The organism is Ruegeria sp. CDSA033 (assembly GCF_059612305.1).
In genome coordinates, this window is sequence record NZ_JBXWQI010000004.1 from 228568 (window position 1) to 248381 (window position 19814).

The window sequence follows — 19814 nt, forward strand, 5'->3', positions numbered from 1 at the left end:
AGAAAAGTGACACGTCCGGTCCAATGGAACGCGCAAATTGGAGGCGTCGAATGCGGCGGCCAAGATTTGCGGCCTTCCTGTCGCTTGCGGTTTCGGCCATGTTTGGATGCTTGGTGGTTCTGGCGGGGCAAACTGCTGTTCCCCAGGTCACCCGCGCCCCTGGAGCGATCCTGCCAGTTGGCGCGTATCCGCAAATCGAAACGATGCCCGGCGGCATTGTCCGCGCTGTTCACGTCCGCGATGGTCAGTTGGTTGAAGCGAGGGATTTGCTGGTTGAACTGCATCACCCGGATCTGACGCGGGAAAGAGATGTTACGTCGGGCCAGCTTGCTGCGGTTCAGCGAGACTTGGCCACAGCGTCCGCTGTACTGGCGGTATTGGATCGCGAAGCTGTGCCTGACAAGGCGGAAATTGATGCGCTCAAAGGCAAGGGGCTGATTTCTGCAGCCGCAAGGTTGGACCTTTATGCTGAAAGCCAACGCATTCAGCTGGCCTCCATCAAACAGCAAGAGGGGACACTGGATATCCTGACACGGGCCACGCAGTTCGCGCAGGACCGCGTTCGAAAGAAAGAGGAGATTCTGGAGAGATACGCGCAGCTGCGGACGCAGGGTCTAAAATCCCTGAGCGATTTCCTTGAGGAAGAAGATGAAGTGGACGCAGTGCGGGCGGCTGCATCGGACGCCCGGGTACGCCTTGCCGAAGCCCATAGCGCATTGATGCTGGCCCGCGCAGCCAAAGCTGAAGAAACCCTGGCGTTGCGAGATGAGGTGCTGACCCGATGGGTCGAATTTGAGCAAAAGCGCGTGGAGTTGGAGATATCGCTGGACGTCGTAAATTCAAAATTAGCGGCACTGCGTATTTCTGCCCCAACACGTGGGATTATTCAGGCAGTGACATATCCAAACCCAGGGGAAGTCATCGCGCCGGGCGAAGTGATTTTTGAGATTTTGCCAACCCGTCGCGCCTTGGTCGTAGAAGCACGTATCGCAAATTCTGAGGTCGGCCATGTTGCGGTGGATCAGCCGGTTTCAGTAAGCGTAGACACGTTTGATGCCCGGCGTTTCGGAAAGGTTGAAGGACGCCTGCAATCCATCTATCCTGTGCCTCTGACGGATGAACAAACCGGTGAAACCTATTTCAGGGCCTCGTTTAAACTGGCCGAAACCAAGGTTGGCACGGGCCCGTGGGAACGTCCGCTTCAGGCTGGAATGACTGTCGTTGCGGAAATGACGACGGGCGAACAGACGCTGCTTTCCTACCTGTTGAAGCCGGTGCAGATGACAATGGAACGCGCATTCAGCGAGCGGTAGTTTACATCTGTAAGGCTTTGCAATCATGGACCCATTCCTGCTAGCCGAAGCGGTCAGTACAGCAAATTGAGCATCAGGAGTGAAACAACAAGAAACAGGATCGTCATGACCCCCCCTGAGCGCACAAAGTCCATGACTTTATACCCTGCAGGACCCATGATCAGGGCGTTTACCTGATGGGTCGGGATTATGAAGCTGTTCGATGTTGATATGGCAACCGTCAGGGCAAATACGGCCGGATTTCCGCCAGCTGCCACTGCAATGGAAACGGCCAATGGCACAAGCAGAACAGTGGCCCCGACGTTGGACATCACCAATGAAAACGCTGTGGCCAAAATCGCAACGCCGGCCTGAAGTGACCAGATCGGCCAGCCGTCCAGAATGACCATGATCTGTTGTGCAATCCACGCAGCCGTGCCGGTGTTCTGTACCGCCTGACCCAGTGGAATAAGGCATGCGAGCAGAAAGACTGTGTTCCATCCGACCGCACGGTAGGCTTCATCGACACTCAACACACGTGTCAGCATCATTCCCGCGGCGCCGGTTAACAGACAGAGCGAGAGCCGAATGTCGGTGAACAGGATCATCGTCAAGGAAACGGCGAAAAACGCCAGCGCCCAACCGACCTTTTGCGGGCGCAGTTCGTCTTGGGGGAAGTCTGTGGTGACAACCACAAAATCGGGATCGCGCTTGATCCGCATCAGGTTGTCCCACCGTGTATGGGCCACAAGCATGTCGCCTGCGTGAAACTCCTCAAGCCCGATTTGAGTGGACTCGTGCGTTTCGGATTCAACATGGCTGAGCGTTTCCTCGCCGCGATGGATGGCAAGCAACGACATGCCGTATGTCTTGCGGAACAATAGCTCGCGTGGGCATTTCCCGATCAGCTTGCTGTCGGGTGTTATGACAACTTCAGCAATGCCTGCATTGGTTGGTGCGAATTCTTCGACAAAGATGTCCAACGCCGGCAGGACGGTTAGCCCGTATTTTTGCGCAAACTCCTCTACGACCCAGCGCCGGCCAATGATCGCCAATCGGCAAGGCGCGGCAATTTCGGCCGTCAGAACCTGAACCATCGAGGTTTTACCGCGATAGAATGTCGAAATGATGTAGAGGTGGTTTTCGTGGTTTATGTCGGCCAAAATCTGCCCGACCAACGGGCTTTCGGCTGGAACGATTACTTCGAAAACATCGGCCTTCAGGCCGTAAACACGTTGCAGATACTCCTGCGTTCCCTGTCCGGTCCCGGTGTTTTCCGATCCCTCATCACCCGGCAAAACCCACCGACCCAGCAGCAGAAAGTAGGCGATGCCGGTCAGGATCAGAACAATCCCGATCGGCGTCACAGAGAACAGGCCGAACTGTTCCATTTTCTGACCTTCGGGCAGGCTATTGTTGGCAGACTGGATCAGATCGTTCAGCAAGATAAGAGGCGAAGATCCGACCATCGTCATTGTGCCGCCAAGGATGGCGCAGAACCCCATGGGCATCAACAAACGCGACAACGGGATACCTGATCGGGAAGATATTCGGCTGACGACCGGAAGGAATAATGCGGCGGCCCCAACGTTTTGCATGAACGAGGAAATGACCCCCACGGTACCCGAAATAATTGGCAGAACGCGTTTCTCGGACGTACCGCCATATTTCAGAATAACAGCAGCGACTTTGTTCATTATGCCGGTCTTGTCGAGGCCCGCGCCAACGATCATGACAGCGATAATGGAAATCACCGCATTGGATGCAAATCCATCAAACAGGTGCGGCACGTCCGCGAGTTTCTCGAGCCCGGGCGCGTAACTGAGAAGGCCGATTAGGACCAGAACAAGTATGGCAGAAAGGTCAATTCTGACGATTTCGGATACAAAGAGAAATACGGTGAAGGCAAGAAGGGCGCAAACGACACCCATCTCAAAATTGAAGGCCACCTGTTCCACAATCGTCACCAGGAATTTGTTCTTACATTAAGGAAACATCTAACCCATCAATGTTGGATTGTCATGATGTTTCAAAACTGCAAGCTCGGGCGAAACAAAATTACCACCGCTGCCAAAACGCCACGTTTCAAACCGGTGCGTGGAGCCCCTTTGATTGCTTGTCAGGTTGGGGCCTTCACGCCTCTCAAGTCATCGTGGTCAACCACGCCCACGGTAAGGCGGCACACCCTGATCCGGGATCCAGACGCCTTCGGGCGTTGGGCCAGTTTGCCAGAACACGTCGATCGGAATGCCCCCGCGCGGATACCAGTACCCTCCGATACGCAGCCATCGGGGTTCCAGAAACTCCTGCAGCCGGCGGGCAATCGAGATGGTGCAATCTTCGTGAAAGGCGCCATGATTGCGGAACGAGCCCAGAAACAACTTGAGCGCTTTGCTTTCCACCAACCACTGATCCGGCACGTAATCTATCACAAGATGGGCAAAATCCGGCTGGCCTGTCATCGGGCAAAGCGAGGTGAACTCGGGCGCGGTAAAGCGCACGTTGTAGTCCACATCAGCTTGCGGGTTCTGTACGCGTTCCAGAACCGCCTCTTCCGGGCTGGCTGGCATTTTGGTGTCTCCGCCCAACTGGGTGAGGTTACTGTAGATACTATCGGTCATCTTGTCTCTCCTGCGGTCAGACGCCGCGTTTGTTGCCCCAGATCAGCACGTGTAGCTGGGGCAGAATGCGAGGCGCGAACCAACCGGCATTCAAAGTCTTGTCGATCAGCCATTCCATACGGCTGGTGGCATTGGTCAAATCAACCGGGCTGGCCGGGTCGGTTTCGGGGTTACCGGGTTGAAGGTACAGCGGAAGGTCCGGATACCGGTCGGCAACGCTGCGTGCCCAGTTAAAATCCGTGTCGTCAAAGATCACGATCTTGAGGACAGCCTGCGCAGGGCGCACGTTGAGGCAGGCGTCAAACGCCGTCCAATCCATATCCTCGCCACTGCTGGGCGGTTTCGGGCTGAGAACAAGCATAGCAAGGTCGGCAAACCACGGCTTTGCAATTGACCCTTGGGTTTCGCATACAAAGGCATAGCCTTCCGCTTTGCCCTGCCGGATCAAAGGGCCAAAATCCTGAATGGCGGGATTTCCGCCAGAAAGAGACACGGTCAGGGGCCGCCCGCCCGACAAACGCTGAATCTCGGACCAGACGGCCTGCTTGTCCATTGCTGCCCAATCGTGGCGATAGGAGCTGTCGACAGCATGGAGGCTGTCGCACCAGCTGCACCGGAAATCGCACCCGCCCGAGCGTACAAATACCGTCGGCTGACCGATCAGCGCGCCTTCGCCCTGTACCGTGGGGCCGAAAATTTCGGATATTCTCAGGGTCATGGGCGGTACTCGGCCCATGTCTTGGGCGTTTCGGACACTTTCACCGCAGCGGTTTCGGGCCAGCGGGCCGCGCACCAGTCAAAGAAGTGCCGCGCAAGGTTTTCGGCCGTCGACACGACGTTCAGCACATTGTTCAGGTGCCGGTGGTCAAATTCGTCGTCGATATAGGTCTTGAGCGGTTTCAGCTCGTGGTAATCCCGCACGAACCCATCCGTATTCAAATCGCGCCCGGCCAATTCGACCACGACAATATAGTTATGGCCGTGCATCCGGGCACATTGGTGATCATCGGGCAAGTGGGTCAGCTGATGTGAGGCGGAAAAGTGGAACTCCTTAGTAATCCGGTACATCAGACACTTGCTCCTGCGATGGCAGATTTCCAGAACTCGACGTCGTCGTACTTGGTTGGGTCCGGGACTCCAGCCAGCTCGAACGCCTCGCGCCGTTCAACGCATGTTCCGCATCGGCCACAATGCACGTCGCCGCCCTTGTAGCAGGACCACGTCTGATCGTACGGGGTACCCACGCGCGCGCCTTCGCGGACAATATCGGCTTTGCTGCGGCGCACGAATGGCACATGCAGCACCACATCCGCGTAGCCGTCCAACGCGGCGCGCTGCATGGTGTCAAACGCATCGGTGAATGCCGGGCGGCAATCGGGATAGATGAAATGGTCGCCGCCATGCACAGCAGCAGCCACCGCATCATCCCCCTGCGCTGCTGCCACGCCATAAGCGATGGTCAGCATGATCGCATTGCGGTTGGGGACAACCGTGACCTTCATCGTTTCTTCCGCGTAATGCCCGTCAGGCACGTCGACATCGTCGGTCAAGGCCGAGCCTGTCAGCGACGCGCCGACAGAACGCAGGTCGATCACGTGATGGGGCACGCCCAGCCTCTGCGCGCAGAGGGCCGCGAAGGTCAGCTCCTTGGTATGGCGCTGGCCATAGTCGAAAGACACAAGCCGCGAGAGGTTTCCTTCCGCGGCCAGCATATGCGCAAGCGACACGGAATCCAGCCCGCCTGAGCAGACCAATGTAGTTTTCATGTTTTCAGTCCTTGTTTTGATAACCGGGTAGGCTGCGACCGGCGGGCGGGACGCTTACGGTCTTTTTCCGATAAGCGCAATGCACGAATTGGTGGGCAAAAGAGACCTTAGGCCTGACCGCCGCGCCCTTTAGGGATTGGGAAAGCGCGGCGGCACAAGCCCAGCTTGAAACCAACTGACCAATGTCACAATGGAAAAGACGGGCAAACCGGTAGCGCGCTGAATATCTGCCGCGTATGGGCACATATTCGTGCATTCCAGCACGATCGCGCCAAGGTCCGGATTCTCGGACTGCAACGCAAGCGCGGCATCAACGTTATCGGCACGGGCCTTATCAACATCCAGGCCAAGTTCGTTCCCAAGTATCGCGCGCGTGAATTCGCGCCCGCCTTCGGTGGAACCGATGGGTGTATCGTCAGGAACCTGTGCGCAGCGCAGATGATCATGGGTCAAAGTGGAGGCAGAAATGGTCAGAACCCCCGTGCGTTTTCCGGCCGGAAGGATACCGTTCACCATCTGCACCTGCATCAAAGATGAGGTCACAACCGGAACCGGTACAGCCTCGGACAGCTCTTTCTGAAACAGGGACAGAAACCCGCAATTGGTGGTAATGCCGTCCGCGCCGTCCTTGACCAGTTCACGCGCGGCATCGATGAATGCGTCTAACATGCCCTCGGCCCGGTGCCGAACAACCAGGTCCGGCGAAGCATCCCGAACAATGCGATAGAGCACAGGAAAAGGCCATGTCAGTGCGTTTCCCATATCACCAGGTATGCGCGGGAATTGGGCGTCCAGCATCAGAATACCCACCGACGCTCCGTAAATGGATTTGCCACCTTGGGCGATCATCCGTGCGCCTCCTCGATAATGCGGGCCGAGATGTCTTCGGACCCTTCCATGTAGATGCTGGAAATCCCGTGGCGCACGGCGTCCTGCACCTGATCCATTCGCTTGGAAATATGCGCGCCCAGTACGCTCGCGGCCTCATCCTCGTCGCGATCCAGCAAGGCCTGCATGACCCGTTTATGTTCGTCTTTCGAGCGTTGAACCCGATCCAAGCTCATGGAAACCCAGCGGATATATCGGATGCGTTCGTTGATCCGGGTCAGGGTTTGCACCAGCTCATTGTTGCCCGATAGCCTGGCAATGCCCAGATGAAAATCTTCGTCTCTGCTGACAGCTTCTTCGACGGTCAGGCCGGTGATGTCGATGCCGGTCGCGTAAAGCTCATCCCGAAGTGTTTGTAGATCTTTGTCAGACGCCTTTGCGCAAGCAATGCGCGCGGCGGCGGATTCGATGATCTGGCGCAACTCGAACAGATCAAACACGCTCTGCGGGTCCAGCGGGCGGCAGAAAAAACCCAGGCCAGGGCGAAAGTCGAACAGGTGTTCGGCCACCAACCGGTTCAGGGCCTCGCGCAGAGGCGTGCGGCTGACGCCCAATTCCTTCGACAGCGCCACCTCGTTCAACCGATCACCTGGTCGAAGGTGAAACGAGACGGCCATCGCCTTTACCTGATCATAGATGTCGTCAACGCGTGGACCTGCCATAAGTGCCGCCTTTTTCCGTTTGCTAAGGCGTGCCACAGGCTGCTCTTGAAATCAATATACAAAACTGTATACAGTTCTGCATGCAGATCAAAATCACAGGAAACCAGCGATGACCGGGACGAACTATCTGACAGGTGCTGAGGCAATGGTGCGCATGCTGGAAGCACACGGCGTGAAACACATGTTCGGCCTGTGCGGTGACACAACGCTGCCATTCTATGACGCGTTGGCGCGGATGGATCATGGTATTCAGCACATTCTGACCCGGGATGAACGTCACGCAGCCTATATGGCGGATGGATACGCACGCGTCACTGGCAAGCCGGGAGTCTGCGAAGGCCCGTCCGGGGGCGGGGCGACCTACATACTGCCGGGGGTGATCGAGGCCAGCGAAAGCTCGGTTCCCATTCTGGCGATCACCTCTGACGTGGCGACGACCAGCCGCGGAAAATACCCGTTGACTGAGTTGGATCAGGCTGCGCTGTTCAAGCCGTTGGCAAAGTGGAATGCGTCTCTGGACGACGCCTCGCGTTTACCTGCGATGGTGCGTGCGGCGTTTCGGGCCATGACGACCGGAACGCCGGGCGCCACACATCTGGCGCTGCCCTTTGATACGCAGAAAGGTCCGGTGGACGAAGCTGAGGTTTGGGCGGATGCACGCCACCGCAGCTATCCCGCCGAACGGGCTGGACCGGATCTGGATGCCATTGAAGCGGCCGCGGATATCCTGGCCAAAGCCAAATCAGCAGTCATCGTTTGCGGCGGCGGGCCGGTTCTGTCCGGGGCCGAAGAGGCATTGCACCGTGTTGCCACCCTGTTGGATATCCCAGTTGCCACAACAGTTTCCGGTCAGGGTTCCATTGCCGAAACGGATCCGCTGGCCTTGGGCGTCGTTGGCTCGAACGGTGGTGTTCCGGCCACGCGCACCGTTGTGGATCAGGCAGATGTGGTCATGTTTGTCGGTTGCCGCGCTGGGTCGGTCACGACCGAACGCTGGCGCAGCCCCGGGCGCGACGCCACTATTATCCATATAGACAGCGACCCGATGGTGATTGGCGCAAATTATCAGACCGAAGTCGCCATCTGTGCCGATGCCCGTTTGGCGCTGGAGGCCTTGGCGCGATCGCTGAAAACGCGGAACGATCTGCCAGGCCTTGGTGGAGCGGTCCAAGCCCGTGCCGCTTGGGAGGCCAAGTTGCAAGCGTTCGCTCCGCTTGCGGCAAGTCGCGAAACTCCGATCCGGCCCGAAGCCGTTATGGCGGCTCTTGCAGACATCCTGGACGATGATGCGATTGTCGTCGCTGATCCGGGCACCCCATGCCCTTACTTCAGCGCCCATTACCGCTGGCGCAAACCGGGGCGGCATTTTATCACCAATCGGGCGCATGGCGCGCTGGGTTATTCGCTGGGTGCCGCTATGGGCGCGCATGTGGGTCGGCCATCAGTCAAGACACTGTCCGTTATGGGGGATGGGTCGTTTGGCTTCACTTGCGGTGAGTTTGAAACGATGGTGCGGCACAAGATGCCGATTACCTCGATCGTATTCTCGAATTCGGTCTTTGGCTGGATCAAAGCGGGTCAGGATGCAGGCTTTGGGCAGCGTTACTACAACGTCGATTTCAATCGGACCGATCACGCCGCTGTTGCTTCGGCGTTTGGGGTCAAGTCGTGGACGGTGAAGGACCCGGACGATCTGCGCAAAGTGTTGAAACAGGCTGTTGAGCATGATGGCCCGACGCTGGTCGACATCCACTCACAACAACTTCACGAAGCTGCGGCACCGGTGTCGGAATGGGTGGCATAAGACGCGATGGACGGGGTCAGCTGGGCCAGAAACTCCTGCGCAATCATCGATAAAGGGCGTCCTTTTGCGGTGATTATCGCAAGATCCAGCGTAACGGCCGGTGTGAAGGGGCGGGTTTGATATCCGCCCTCTTCATCGAAGGTCACTGTGAACGGATCAATCATCGCGACGCCCATGCCCTGTTTGACAAAGCTTAGCAGGTTTTCCGACAAGTGCGTGTGAATTCGCGTCTGCCAGGTGCGCTCTGCAGTCTGAAAAATGTCGCGGGTTCTGCGATGGGTTTGGTGCTCGGGGCCCATGACGATGAACGGCTCATTTTCCAACACCTCTGGTGTCAGAACGTCATGGGTCGCCAAATGGCTACCCTCGGGGAACGTGGCCATCGTTTCAAATTGGAAGACCTGATAGTTCAGCGTGTCATGGAGTATTGGCATCTCGACGATGCCGATCTCGAACAAGCCCGAAGTTACCCACTCTTGTATTTTAGAAGAATACTGAGACTGAAAGCTGACGGATAGATTGGGGCGTGACTTGGCAAAGCGTGCTATCTCTCGCGGCATGAAACCGAACGACAACAAATGGGGTGCCGCGACCTGCAACTGCCCGGGATGCTTGTTCTGCAGGTCCGACACGGCCTGCGCAACGTGATCCAGCCCGCGGACCACGGTATCGACCTCACGATACAAAAGCTCTGCCTCTGGCGTCGGCAAAAGACGCCCTTTGTTGCGTTCGAACAAGGGCAACCGGGCCTCACGTTCCAACTGAGCCAACAGATTACTGATGCCCGGTTGGGAGATTCCCAGGACTGACGCGGCTCCCGTCACAGTGCCGGTTTCCATGATGGCGTGGAACGCCTGCAACTGACGAAAGCGCAGAGACATAGCTTACCCTATCATTTCTTATGATGGACTTACGAAAACATAGTATTTGAAATGATATGCCGGTCAAGGCAGGCTTCCACCTACCGCTGGGGAGGACGAATGGTCGATCTGACACAACAAATCATAGGTTACGACCTGTGGCATCTTGAACTGCCTGTCACATCTCGCCGGGACCACGGTATTGGATCTGTCGAAGGTGTGTGCGAGGTCGTTGTCCTACGCCTGACGTCCGAGGATGGTAGCCACGGATATGGCGAAGCCTCACCCTGGTCCGTATTCACCGGAACGCCCGAAGCGACTTACGCCGCATTGAATAGGTATCTGCGCCCGTTGGTGATGGGGGCGAGGGTTGCTGACAGAGCCGCCATCATGGCGCAGGCCGCATATGCGGTTGCGCATTGCACCGAGGCTAAAGCGGCGCTGGAAGCGGCTTTGCTTGATTTGACGGGCCGGATCAGCGCCGTTCCTGGCTGGGCCTTGTTGGGAGGGAAATGCCGCGACGCGATCCCGCTAAGCTGCTCCATCGCTAACCCCGATTTTGCGCAGGATATAGATCTTCTGGCCCGTTTGCAGGACGACGGTGTGCGGATCGTGAAGTTGAAGACTGGGTTCAAGGATCATGCTTTCGATATCATGCGGCTTGAGTATTTGGCGAAGCATCACCCACAGTTCTCGGTGCGTGTTGATTACAATCAAGGTCTGTCGATCGAGGACGCACCGGCGCAGGTACGGGACGTGGCATCGTTCAATCCCGATTTCATCGAACAACCGGTGCGCGCGCATCACTACGGCATGATGGCAAAGCTGCGGCAAATGACGGATGTGCCGCTACTGGCTGATGAAAGCGTCTTTGGCCCCGAGGATATGGAGCGGGCTGCAAGCGAAGGGATCTGCGACGGTGTCTCGGTCAAAATCATGAAGTCCGGCGGCCTGACGCGCGGGCAAACAGTCGCCCGCATGGCCGCCGCACATGGTCTCAGCGCGTATGGCGGAGATATGTTTGAGGCCGGTTTGGCACATCTGGCAGGCACTCACATGATCGCCGCCACACCGGAAATTACGCTGGGCTGCGAGTTTTATCAGGCCTCATACTTCCTTAACGAAGACATTCTTGAGGAGCCTTTCGAGGTGAATAGGGGCCAGGTCATAGTCCCCGACACACCGGGTCTTGGAGGGAAGCCAGACGAGGCAAAGCTGAACCACTATGCTGTTTCCAAAGCGGTGGCGGCATGAGCGAGAAAAAGACAATTGCCATTATCGGTGCCGGTATAGTTGGTGTCTCAACCGCCGTCTGGCTGCAACGTGACGGACATGATGTCATCCTTATCGACAAGGCTGGCCCCGGAGAGGGCACCTCGCATGGCAATGGCGGTGTGCTGGCTTCTTGCTCGATCATTCCGGTCACGGTGCCGGGGCTTTTGAAAAAAGCGCCCAGGATGTTGTTTGACCCGTCGCAACCTTTGTTCATGAAATGGGGATATGTACCCAAGCTATTGCCGTGGTTGACGCGCTATCTGAAACACGCAAACGCAGGTGATGTCGAACGTATCGCGGCCGCGCTAACCCCTATAGTGGGAGACAGCCTAAACGATCATCAGGCGCTGGCTCAGGGTACGGCGGCCGAGAAATGGATTGTGCCTTCCGACTACCTGTTCCTCTACGAAAACCGCCAGCATTTTGAAGGCGATGCCTTTGGTTGGGGTGTTCGGCGCAAGCACGGGTTCAAGTGGGAAGAGCTAGAGGGTGCCGCGTTCCACGCCTACGACCCGATCTACAGCAAAGATATCGGGTTTGCTGCCAAACTTTCCGATCACGGACACATTACCGATCCCGGGCGGTACGTGAAAGACCTCGCCGCACATGTCGAGGCCAACGGCGGCAGAGTCATCCGTGCTGCTGTTGAGGATGTCGTACACGAGAACGGTAAAGTCTCAGGCGTTCAGGTGGCTGGTGAGACCATCCCGTGTGACACTGCAATTGTCACTGCGGGCGTCTGGTCGGGACCTTTGGCCAGCAAATTGGGCGTTTCTGTTCCACTGGAGACAGAACGTGGTTATCATCTTGAATTGGTGGAACCTTCCGCGATGCCGAAAAGTCCGGTTATGGTTGCTTCGGGCAAGTTCGTTGCCACGCCGATGGACGGCCGCATCCGGCTGGCTGGGATTGTCGAATTCGGCGGGCTGGATGCGCCGCCTTCGAGGGCACCGTTCGAACTGATGCGCAAGAATGCCCGGGCGGCCTTTCCGGGAGTGACATGGAAGGACGAAGTAGAATGGATGGGGCACAGGCCCGCGCCGGCAGACTCGATCCCGATCATCGGCGAGGTGCCGGGAATTGACGGAGCGTTTATGGGGTTTGGCCACCATCATATAGGCCTCACGGGCGGGCCGAAAACAGGACGTCTGCTGGCGCAGATGATCGCGGGCAGGACCCCAAACGCAGACATGAGCGTCTATGCGCCGTCTCGCTACGCGACTTAAGAAATGTCCGGTAACACAAGCCGGCAACACAAAATTAAACAGGGAGAAAAAGATGAAGAAATTGACAAGCCTTCTGGCGGCAACCGCTTTGACAGCCGCAGCAACCGCACCGGCGATGGCCGAGAAATGGGATATGCCAATGGCGTATTCGGCATCGAACTTCCATTCGGCAACGGGTGCGGAATTTGCCAAATGCGTGACCACAGGCACCGGTGGTGAGGTTGAAATCGTCACGCATCCGTCCGGGTCGCTGTTCAAAGGCGCCGACATCAAACGCGCCATTCAGACCGGGCAAGCACCAATTGGTGAGCGTCTGCTGTCCGGTCACCAAAACGAAAACGCACTGTTTGGGTTCGACTCGATCCCATTCCTGGCAACGTCGTTCGATGACAGCGCCAAGCTATGGGAGGCGGCAAGACCCTCGATCGAAAATCTGCTGGCTGAACAGAACTTGACGTTGCTCTATGCCGTGCCGTGGCCGCCGCAAGGGCTGTACTTTAAAGACGAGGTGAACTCGGTCGCCGACATGGAGGGCATCAAGTTCCGGTCCTACAATAATGCCACGTCGCGTTTGGCGGAACTGACTGGCATGCTGCCCGTGACAATCGAGGCTGCAGAAATCAGCCAGGCTTTTGCCACTGGTGTCGCGGACTCGATGGTGTCGTCGGGATCGACCGGATATGACCGCAAAGTATGGGAAAGCCTGAATTATTTCTACGAGGTGGACGCGTGGCTGCCGCGCAACTACGTCATGGTCAACTCAGACATCTGGGCTGGCGTTTCTGATGCCAACAAGAACGTCATCAAGGCCTGTGCTGAGCTTGCCGAATATGCCGGCAACTGGCGCGCCAAGGAATACACCGGCTTTACCCTGCAAGGTCTGCGCGATGGCGGCATGACGGTTGGTCCGGCCTCCGAGCAGATGACCAACGAGTTGAAAGAAATCGGTGTGACAATGACCAATGAGTGGCTTGAGGCCGCAGGTGACGAGGGCAAGGCCATCGTCGATGCGTTCAATTCGTCTCAGTAACTGGCCAAGGATGGGCGGCGGATCAACCTGCCGCCCGTTTCCATAGAATAACTAATAGTGGGGACAGCATGGCGGCACTACGAGGGCTCAGGTCCGTATTGGATTTCATCTATCAGGCAGCAGGGGTTCTGGCAGCGCTTAGCCTGATCGCCATTTTGCTGCTGATCGTTGTGCAAATGCTGGCCCGCTGGACCGGTGAGGTTTTTCCCGGCGCCCCTGATTACGCCGGCTATGCCATGGCCGCCGCGTCCTTTCTGGCCTTTGCCAATGCGCTGAACCGAGGCAGCCACATTCGTGTGTCTATCCTGCTCAATGCGGTTCCCGATCGGGTTCGCCGCTTCCTTGAAATATGGTGTTTTTCGGTGGGTACGGCAGTGATGTGGTACTTTTGCTGGTACGCTTATCGCTTTGTCTATTGGAGCTGGAAGTTCAACGACATCAGTCAGGGTCAGGACAAGACTGCGCTGTGGATTCCGCAGTCTGCGATGCTGATCGGCGGGGTCATTCTTGCAATCGCTCTCACCGATCATCTGGTCCACGTCCTCTTCCATGGCAATCACCGTATCGTCCGCGATCTGGCCGATCAGAGCCACGGGGAATAAGCGCATGGAAAACCTGTCTGTCATCATCCTCTTCCTCTTTGTTCTTTTCACCTTGTTGGGCACCGGCGTCTGGGTCGGTCTGGCGCTTATGGGCGTTGCCTGGGTCGGGATGGAGCTGTTCACAACAAGGCCCGTCGGCGACGTGATGATCACCACCATCTGGTCGGCGTCCTCGTCCTGGACCCTGACAGCACTGCCGATGTTTATCTGGATGGGCGAAATCCTGTATCGAACGCGATTATCCGAAGACATGTTCAAAGGTCTGTCGCCGTGGATGGCACCTTTGCCCGGTGGATTGGTGCATACCAACATCGTGGGTTGCACAGTCTTTGCCGCCGTATCTGGTTCGTCGGCGGCGACACTTACGACCGTGGGCAAAATGTCGATCCCTGAATTGCGCAAGCGCAATTACCCCGAACGAATGATCATCGGAACATTGACCGGCGCGGCGACACTGGGTCTGATGATCCCGCCGTCGCTCACGTTGATCGTGTATGGCGTGACCATCAATGAATCGATCACCAAGCTATTCTTTGCGGGTATCCTGCCCGGATTGGTGCTGGCGACGATGTTCATGGGATACGTCGCGATTTATTCGAAATTCGGAAAAGACTGGAACCCAAACAGTGAGAGCAAACTGAGCTTTTCTGAGAAGATCAAGAACTCACGCTTCTTGTTGCCGGTAATCCTGCTGATCATGGTGGTGATCGGGTCGATGTATCTGGGCTATGCCACCGCGACCGAAGCCGCCGCCTTTGGCGTGATCGGTGGTCTGTTGCTGGCGGCAGGGCAGGGGTCGCTGACCTGGAAGACGTTTACCGAAAGCCTGATGGGCGCCACCCGGACCAGTGCGATGATCGCTCTGATCCTGGCGGGGGCCGCGTTCCTGTCTTTGTCCATGGGATTTACGGGCCTGCCGCGCGGTCTGGCTGATCTGATCGCCGGGTGGGAGCTGACGCGGTTTGAGCTTTTGATGGTTCTACTGGTCTTTTACATCATTCTGGGGTGTTTCCTTGACGGTATCTCATCAGTCGTTCTGACCATGGCCGTGGTGGAACCGATGATCCGGGATGCAGGTATCGACCTCATCTGGTTCGGAATCTTTATCGTGGTTGTCGTTGAAATGGCGCAGATCACGCCGCCGATTGGCTTCAACCTGTTCGTGATGCAAGGCATGACGAACCATGAGATGAGCTATATCGCCCGCGCGGCAATTCCGATGTTTCTGATCATGGTGGTGATGGTCTTCGTCCTGATCTGGTTCCCGGAACTGGCCACATGGCTGCCGGAAAACCTTAGGCAAAGCCCGGGCGGGTAGGGGGCTTTGAACCCACTTCATCTGGCGGCGCGTAACGGTCCTTATGTTCTGGTCGCAGGGCTGGCCGCCGGATTGCTGTTGCCCGCGCTGGCCGAGCCGATGCGGGCAGCTTTGCCACCGCTGGTGGCGTTGCTGCTGTTCCTGACTGTCCTTCGAATTGAACCTTCTTTGTTGTTGGGGTCCTTGGTCGATTTACGCCAGGTGGCAAATACAGTGATCGCGTTCCAGCTGGTTTTCCCGCTAATAGTTGTGACTATTGGCATGATCGGTGGATGGACCGGCACGCCGGTCTTTTTGTCTCTGCTGATCATGGCCGCGGCTCCGTCCATCTCGGGCAGTGCGAATATGTGCCTGATGATGGGACATCCGGCAGAACACGCCATGCGCTTGATGGTGATCGGGACCGCCGTATTGCCGTTGACCGTGTTTCCCATATTCGTGCTGATGCCCGAGCTGGGCGACTTCCAATCCGTTCTTATCGCCGTCTTGCGCCTGTTTTTTACAATTGCGGGGGCGACTGTTGCAGCCGTGTTGTTGCGCCTCGCGTTTCTGAGAAACCCATCCCAAACCACGCTAAAAAATCTGGAAGGGTTGGCAACGATCACGCTTGCTGTATTTGTGATCGGCTTGATGCCGTCCGTGACCGCGACAGCGCTTGTTGACCCCGGTCTTGCGGTTTTTTGGGTCGGGATCGCATGTCTGGCCAATTTCGGCGCGCAACTGGTGATGTTTTTTTTGACACGCAACCGAGTGGCTGCCGACAAAGCAACCGCTTTGTCAATTGTCGCCGGAAACCGGAATGTCGCGATTTTCCTGATTGCGTTACCACTCGAGGTGACAGCGCCACTTTTGGTGTTCATCGGGGCCTATCAGATCCCGATGTACCTGACCCCCATTGTAATGCGCCGTTTTTACCAAGCTTCGGGCAGGTTGGGGTAAAGCGGGCGCGGCAACATTCGCCGCACCCGCTATTGTATTAGAAATGCACCGAGCGGGCAGTACCGGGAACTTCCATCGGTGGTGCAAATTTGGTCAGGTTGATGCCTTCGACCGCGACCTTATATTCCTCCAGCGTCGGCGTACGACCCAGAATGGCTGACAGAACAACAACCGGGGTCGAACCCAGAAGGGATTCACCCTTCTTTGTCTCACTGTCCGCTACAACACGGCCTTGGAACAGACGGGTGGACGTTGCCAAAACGGTGTCGCCTTTGGCGGCTTTTTCCTGGTTCCCCATGCAGAGGTTACAGCCTGGGCGCTCAAGATAGAGGATATTCTCGTACTCGGTCCGTGCGGATTGCTTGGGGAACAAGTCATCGAACTCAAAGCCCGAGTACTTCTGCAGAATTGCCCAATCACCTTCTTCTTTCAGCTCATCAACGATGTTGTATGTCGGTGCGGCAACAACAAGCGGGGCCTTGAACTCGACCTTGCCATACTCGTCTTCGAGATTGCGCAACATCTGGGCCACGATCTTGATGTCCCCCTTATGCACCATGCAGGAGCCCACAAAGCCCAGATCAACCTTCTTTTCAGCAGCGTAGTACGAGATCGGGCGGATCGTGTCGTGGGTATAACGCTTGGACACATCGGCATTGTTCACATCCGGGTCGGCGATCATCGGTTCGACGATCTGATCCAGATCCACAACGACTTCGGCAAAGTACTTGGCGTTGTCATCAGGGCGCAGGGCCGGTTTTTCACCCGAGCGAATTTCGTCGATACGTTTGTCCGCGATGTCGATCAGGCCCTGCAGCATCTGAACATCGTTATCCATGCCCTTCTCGATCATGATCTTGATCCGCGACTTGGCGATTTCCAGCGATTCAATCAGCGTATCGTCGTTCGAGATACAGATCGACGCCTTGGCCTTCATCTCGGCCGTCCAGTCGGTGAAGGTAAAGGCCTGATCCGCCAGCAGCGTACCGATATGAACCTCGATGATCCGGCCCTGGAAAACGTTGTCGCCGTGCTGCGCCAGCATCTGGGCTTGCGTCGCGTGCACCACGTCACGGAAATCCATGTGCGGGGCCATTTCGCCCTTGAACGTCACCTTGACGGATTCCGGGATCGGCATTGTTGCCTCACCCGTGGCCAGCGCCAGCGCAACCGTGCCCGAGTCCGCACCAAAGGCCACGCCTTTGGACATCCGCGTGTGGCTGTCGCCACCGATGATGATGGCCCAGTCATCCACCGTGATGTCGTTGAGCACCTTGTGAATGACGTCTGTCATCGCGTGGTACACGTCCTTGGGATCACGCGCAGTAATCAGGCCGAATTTGTGCATGAACGCCATCAAGCGCGGGGTGTTGGCCTGCGCCTTGAGATCCCAAACCGAGGCAGTATGACAGCCAGATTGATAGGCACCATCGACGCTGGGCGATAGGACGGTCGCGGCCATGGCCTCAAGCTCCTGACTGGTCATCAGACCGGTGGTGTCCTGAGAGCCCACGATATTGACTTTGGCGCGCACGTCAGAGCCGGCATGTAGCACTTTGCCCGGGGTCGCTCCGCGCGCATTTGCATTAAAGATCTTTTCGACGGCCGTTAGCCCCTGATCTTCATGGCTGACTTCTTTCGCAGGGGCGAAGGCCGACTTCAGTTCGATGTCCAGCGTCTCACATGCAAATGTCTGCAGTTTCTTGCCAAAGACGATGGCATAAGAGCCGCCGGCTTTCATGAACTCCATCTTTTGCGGGGTGAATGAGCCGGCCATGTCGACCAGTTCTTCACTGCCATCCGCGCTATAGAGCTTTTTCTCTTTCGTATTGATGGTCAGTACAGTGCCCGTTTCAACCGAATAGCGCTGTTCCAGGATCGGGTTGCCATCGTTGTTGAGGATCGCCTTGCCATCCTCGTCCACTTTCTTGACCCAGTTCTTCAGGTCGACACCGATACCGCCGGTCACGCCCACGGTTGTCAGAAAGATGGGCGAAATGCCGTTTGTGCCGGCCACGACCGGCGCGAAATTGACGAAAGGCACGTAAGGGCTGGCTTGCTTGCCGGTCCAAAGCGCCACGTTGTTGACACCCGACATCCGCGACGAACCAACGCCCATTGTGCCTTTTTCCGCAACCAGCATCACGCGCTTGTCTGGATGCTGCAGCTTCAGCGCTTCAATCTCTTTTTGTGCGGCTTCGGAAATCAGGCATTTGCCATGCAGCTCGCGGTCGGAACGTGAATGCGCCTGATTGCCCGGCGACAGAAGGTCAGTGGAAATGTCACCCTCGGCTGCAATGTATGTGACAACTTGGATTTCTTCGTCCACGTCGGGCAGCTTGGTAAAAAATTCGGCCTTGGAGTAGCTCTCAAGGAGATCCGCAGCGATCTTGTTGCCCGCCTCATAGGCAGCTTTCAGGCGGTCCGTGTCAGCCTCGTACAGGAAGACCTGAGTTTTCAGAACCTCGCCCGCCTGAACCGCTGTGTCCTGCTTGTCGCCCAATGCAACATCCAAAAGCACGTCAACGGACGGTCCGCCCTTCATGTGGGACAGAAGTTCGAACGCGAATTTGGGCGAGATTTCCTCAACAGTTACCTCGCCGACGATGATGGACTTCAGGAACGTTGCCTTCGCACCCGCAGCACTGGTTGTGCCGGGCAACGTGTTGTAAATCAGGTGGTGCAGCGAATCTGCGCGATGCGGATGACCAGTATCCTTGATTTGTTCGATGATTTCCTCGACCAGCGCACCATCGTCGATGGGTTTCGGGCTAAGCCCTTGTTCTTTGCGCGTTTCAATTTCATCCAAGTAGTCTGAATACTGGCTCATGGCTGTTTCCGCTTTGTGTGAATCTGCTGCTGTTGAGTGGCGTCGGACATCCCGCTCGATCGCATTTGTATGCACCGGTATACATTTGCCGCCAAGGTTTCAAGATACCGCTTAGGAAATTTACCAGTTTTTGTTTGATTACAGTACACAGTTCAAATCCAGAACGCCGGACCAAACCTTCTTCAAGACAATTGAGGTCCAGTTTTGGTGCAACAATCCTCGCAGCCGCGCCATAAAACCTAGATCGCCATAGCTGCATACATCAGCGGATTTTGTGATCCGCGACGGCGACACTCAGCTCTGGGACAGAACAGCCCCCGCCAGGCCTTCAAACGAAAGGCCACCAAAATGAGCACCAGGGCCGGTCTCGAGAATGGGTTCATTTGACAAATGTTGGGGCTGGAGACCCTCAAAAATGTTCTGGCGATCAACTCTTCTGCGGTCGAATATCCTGAAATTTTTGGTGTTTGCCTCTTCGAGAAATATCCCGATGATGCAGAGGCCGACTACTAAGTTGGCAACCTGTCGGCACCGGGATGAGTGACGGCCCAACAACCCCTTCCATGAAAGCGACAGACACCAGCACATAGGTAAACCTGTCTGACGTCAGCGCTTACCGGTCCAAAAAAAAAATTTGATATGAGGGTGTTTCTGGCTCATCGTAACCATTGAGGAGTAGGACATGAGAACGCCAACGAAGA

At 56.6% G+C, this 19814-nt stretch carries 17 protein-coding genes; 8 read left to right on the plus strand and 9 right to left on the minus strand.

All coding sequences use genetic code 11. From position 1 onward, the window contains the following. Window positions 1–50: 50 nt before the first annotated feature. Window positions 51–1313 (plus strand): HlyD family type I secretion periplasmic adaptor subunit, encoded by a 1263-nt coding sequence (locus tag AC2FLA_RS07920; RefSeq protein ID WP_496721553.1) that lies wholly within the window; start codon window positions 51–53, stop codon window positions 1311–1313. Window positions 1314–1366: 53 nt separating this feature from the next. On the opposite strand, the gene AC2FLA_RS07925 is transcribed toward AC2FLA_RS07920, so the two are convergent. From AC2FLA_RS07925 to AC2FLA_RS07955, 7 genes are all read right to left on the minus strand, one after another. Continuing rightward, window positions 1367–3223 carry an SLC13 family permease gene (locus AC2FLA_RS07925; RefSeq protein WP_496721624.1) on the minus strand — a complete coding sequence of 619 codons (1857 nt, stop codon included), beginning with the start codon at window positions 3221–3223 and terminating at the stop codon, window positions 1367–1369. Window positions 3224–3448: 225 nt separating this feature from the next. Beyond that, window positions 3449–3913, minus strand: a complete 465-nt coding sequence (gene queF / locus AC2FLA_RS07930; protein ID WP_108859684.1) for a preQ(1) synthase — start codon at window positions 3911–3913, stop codon at window positions 3449–3451. 16 nt (window positions 3914–3929) lie between these two features. Beyond that, window positions 3930–4631, minus strand: a complete 702-nt coding sequence (gene queE / locus AC2FLA_RS07935) for a 7-carboxy-7-deazaguanine synthase QueE (RefSeq protein ID WP_496721554.1) — start codon at window positions 4629–4631, stop codon at window positions 3930–3932. Further along, entirely contained in the window at window positions 4628–4981 is a 354-nt protein-coding gene (gene queD, locus AC2FLA_RS07940) for a 6-carboxytetrahydropterin synthase QueD (protein WP_496721555.1), read from the minus strand. Before queD ends, queE begins: the two co-directional genes overlap by 4 nt. After that, on the minus strand, window positions 4981–5679 hold the full coding sequence (queC, locus tag AC2FLA_RS07945; protein ID WP_496721556.1) for a 7-cyano-7-deazaguanine synthase QueC: 699 nt from the start codon (window positions 5677–5679) through the stop codon (window positions 4981–4983). Before queC ends, queD begins: the two co-directional genes overlap by 1 nt. Window positions 5680–5808: 129 nt before the next feature. Beyond that, a complete protein-coding gene (locus AC2FLA_RS07950) occupies window positions 5809–6528 on the minus strand; it encodes an aspartate/glutamate racemase family protein (RefSeq protein ID WP_496721557.1) in 720 nt (239 codons plus the stop codon). Further along, window positions 6525–7229 carry a GntR family transcriptional regulator gene (locus AC2FLA_RS07955; protein WP_496721558.1) on the minus strand — a complete coding sequence of 235 codons (705 nt, stop codon included), beginning with the start codon at window positions 7227–7229 and terminating at the stop codon, window positions 6525–6527. Before AC2FLA_RS07955 ends, AC2FLA_RS07950 begins: the two co-directional genes overlap by 4 nt. A 109-nt stretch (window positions 7230–7338) precedes the next feature. Between AC2FLA_RS07955 and AC2FLA_RS07960 the strand changes: the two genes are divergently transcribed. Continuing rightward, a complete protein-coding gene (locus tag AC2FLA_RS07960) occupies window positions 7339–9033 on the plus strand; it encodes a thiamine pyrophosphate-binding protein (protein WP_496721559.1) in 1695 nt (564 codons plus the stop codon). Here AC2FLA_RS07960 and AC2FLA_RS07965 read toward each other — a convergent pair. Beyond that, the gene (locus AC2FLA_RS07965; RefSeq protein ID WP_496721560.1) at window positions 8994–9914 is read right to left on the minus strand and encodes a LysR family transcriptional regulator; all 921 of its coding nucleotides are present in this window, start codon (window positions 9912–9914) and stop codon (window positions 8994–8996) included. The two genes, AC2FLA_RS07960 and AC2FLA_RS07965, sit on opposite strands and share 40 nt — an antisense overlap. Before the next feature lie 99 nt (window positions 9915–10013). Between AC2FLA_RS07965 and AC2FLA_RS07970 the strand changes: the two genes are divergently transcribed. The 6 genes from AC2FLA_RS07970 (at window position 10014) to AC2FLA_RS07995 (ending at window position 16283) form a co-directional block, all read left to right on the plus strand. Next, entirely contained in the window at window positions 10014–11147 is a 1134-nt protein-coding gene (locus tag AC2FLA_RS07970; RefSeq protein WP_496721561.1) for an enolase C-terminal domain-like protein, read from the plus strand. Beyond that, window positions 11144–12394, plus strand: a complete 1251-nt coding sequence (locus AC2FLA_RS07975) for an NAD(P)/FAD-dependent oxidoreductase (protein ID WP_496721562.1) — start codon at window positions 11144–11146, stop codon at window positions 12392–12394. The genes AC2FLA_RS07970 and AC2FLA_RS07975 overlap by 4 nt, the downstream gene beginning before the upstream one ends. Before the next feature lie 52 nt (window positions 12395–12446). Further along, complete coding sequence (locus tag AC2FLA_RS07980) at window positions 12447–13424, plus strand: TRAP transporter substrate-binding protein (RefSeq protein WP_282152044.1); 978 nt, start codon at window positions 12447–12449, stop codon at window positions 13422–13424. A 68-nt stretch (window positions 13425–13492) separates the two neighbouring features. Further along, a complete protein-coding gene (locus AC2FLA_RS07985; protein WP_496721563.1) occupies window positions 13493–14026 on the plus strand; it encodes a TRAP transporter small permease in 534 nt (177 codons plus the stop codon). Between the two features lie 4 nt (window positions 14027–14030). Continuing rightward, entirely contained in the window at window positions 14031–15344 is a 1314-nt protein-coding gene (locus AC2FLA_RS07990; protein ID WP_113788636.1) for a TRAP transporter large permease, read from the plus strand. Window positions 15345–15350: 6 nt separating this feature from the next. Further along, a complete protein-coding gene (locus tag AC2FLA_RS07995) occupies window positions 15351–16283 on the plus strand; it encodes a hypothetical protein (RefSeq protein WP_496721564.1) in 933 nt (310 codons plus the stop codon). A 37-nt stretch (window positions 16284–16320) separates the two neighbouring features. On the opposite strand, the gene AC2FLA_RS08000 is transcribed toward AC2FLA_RS07995, so the two are convergent. Next, the gene (locus tag AC2FLA_RS08000) at window positions 16321–19113 is read right to left on the minus strand and encodes a bifunctional aconitate hydratase 2/2-methylisocitrate dehydratase (RefSeq protein WP_496721565.1); all 2793 of its coding nucleotides are present in this window, start codon (window positions 19111–19113) and stop codon (window positions 16321–16323) included. Window positions 19114–19814: the final 701 nt, after the last annotated feature.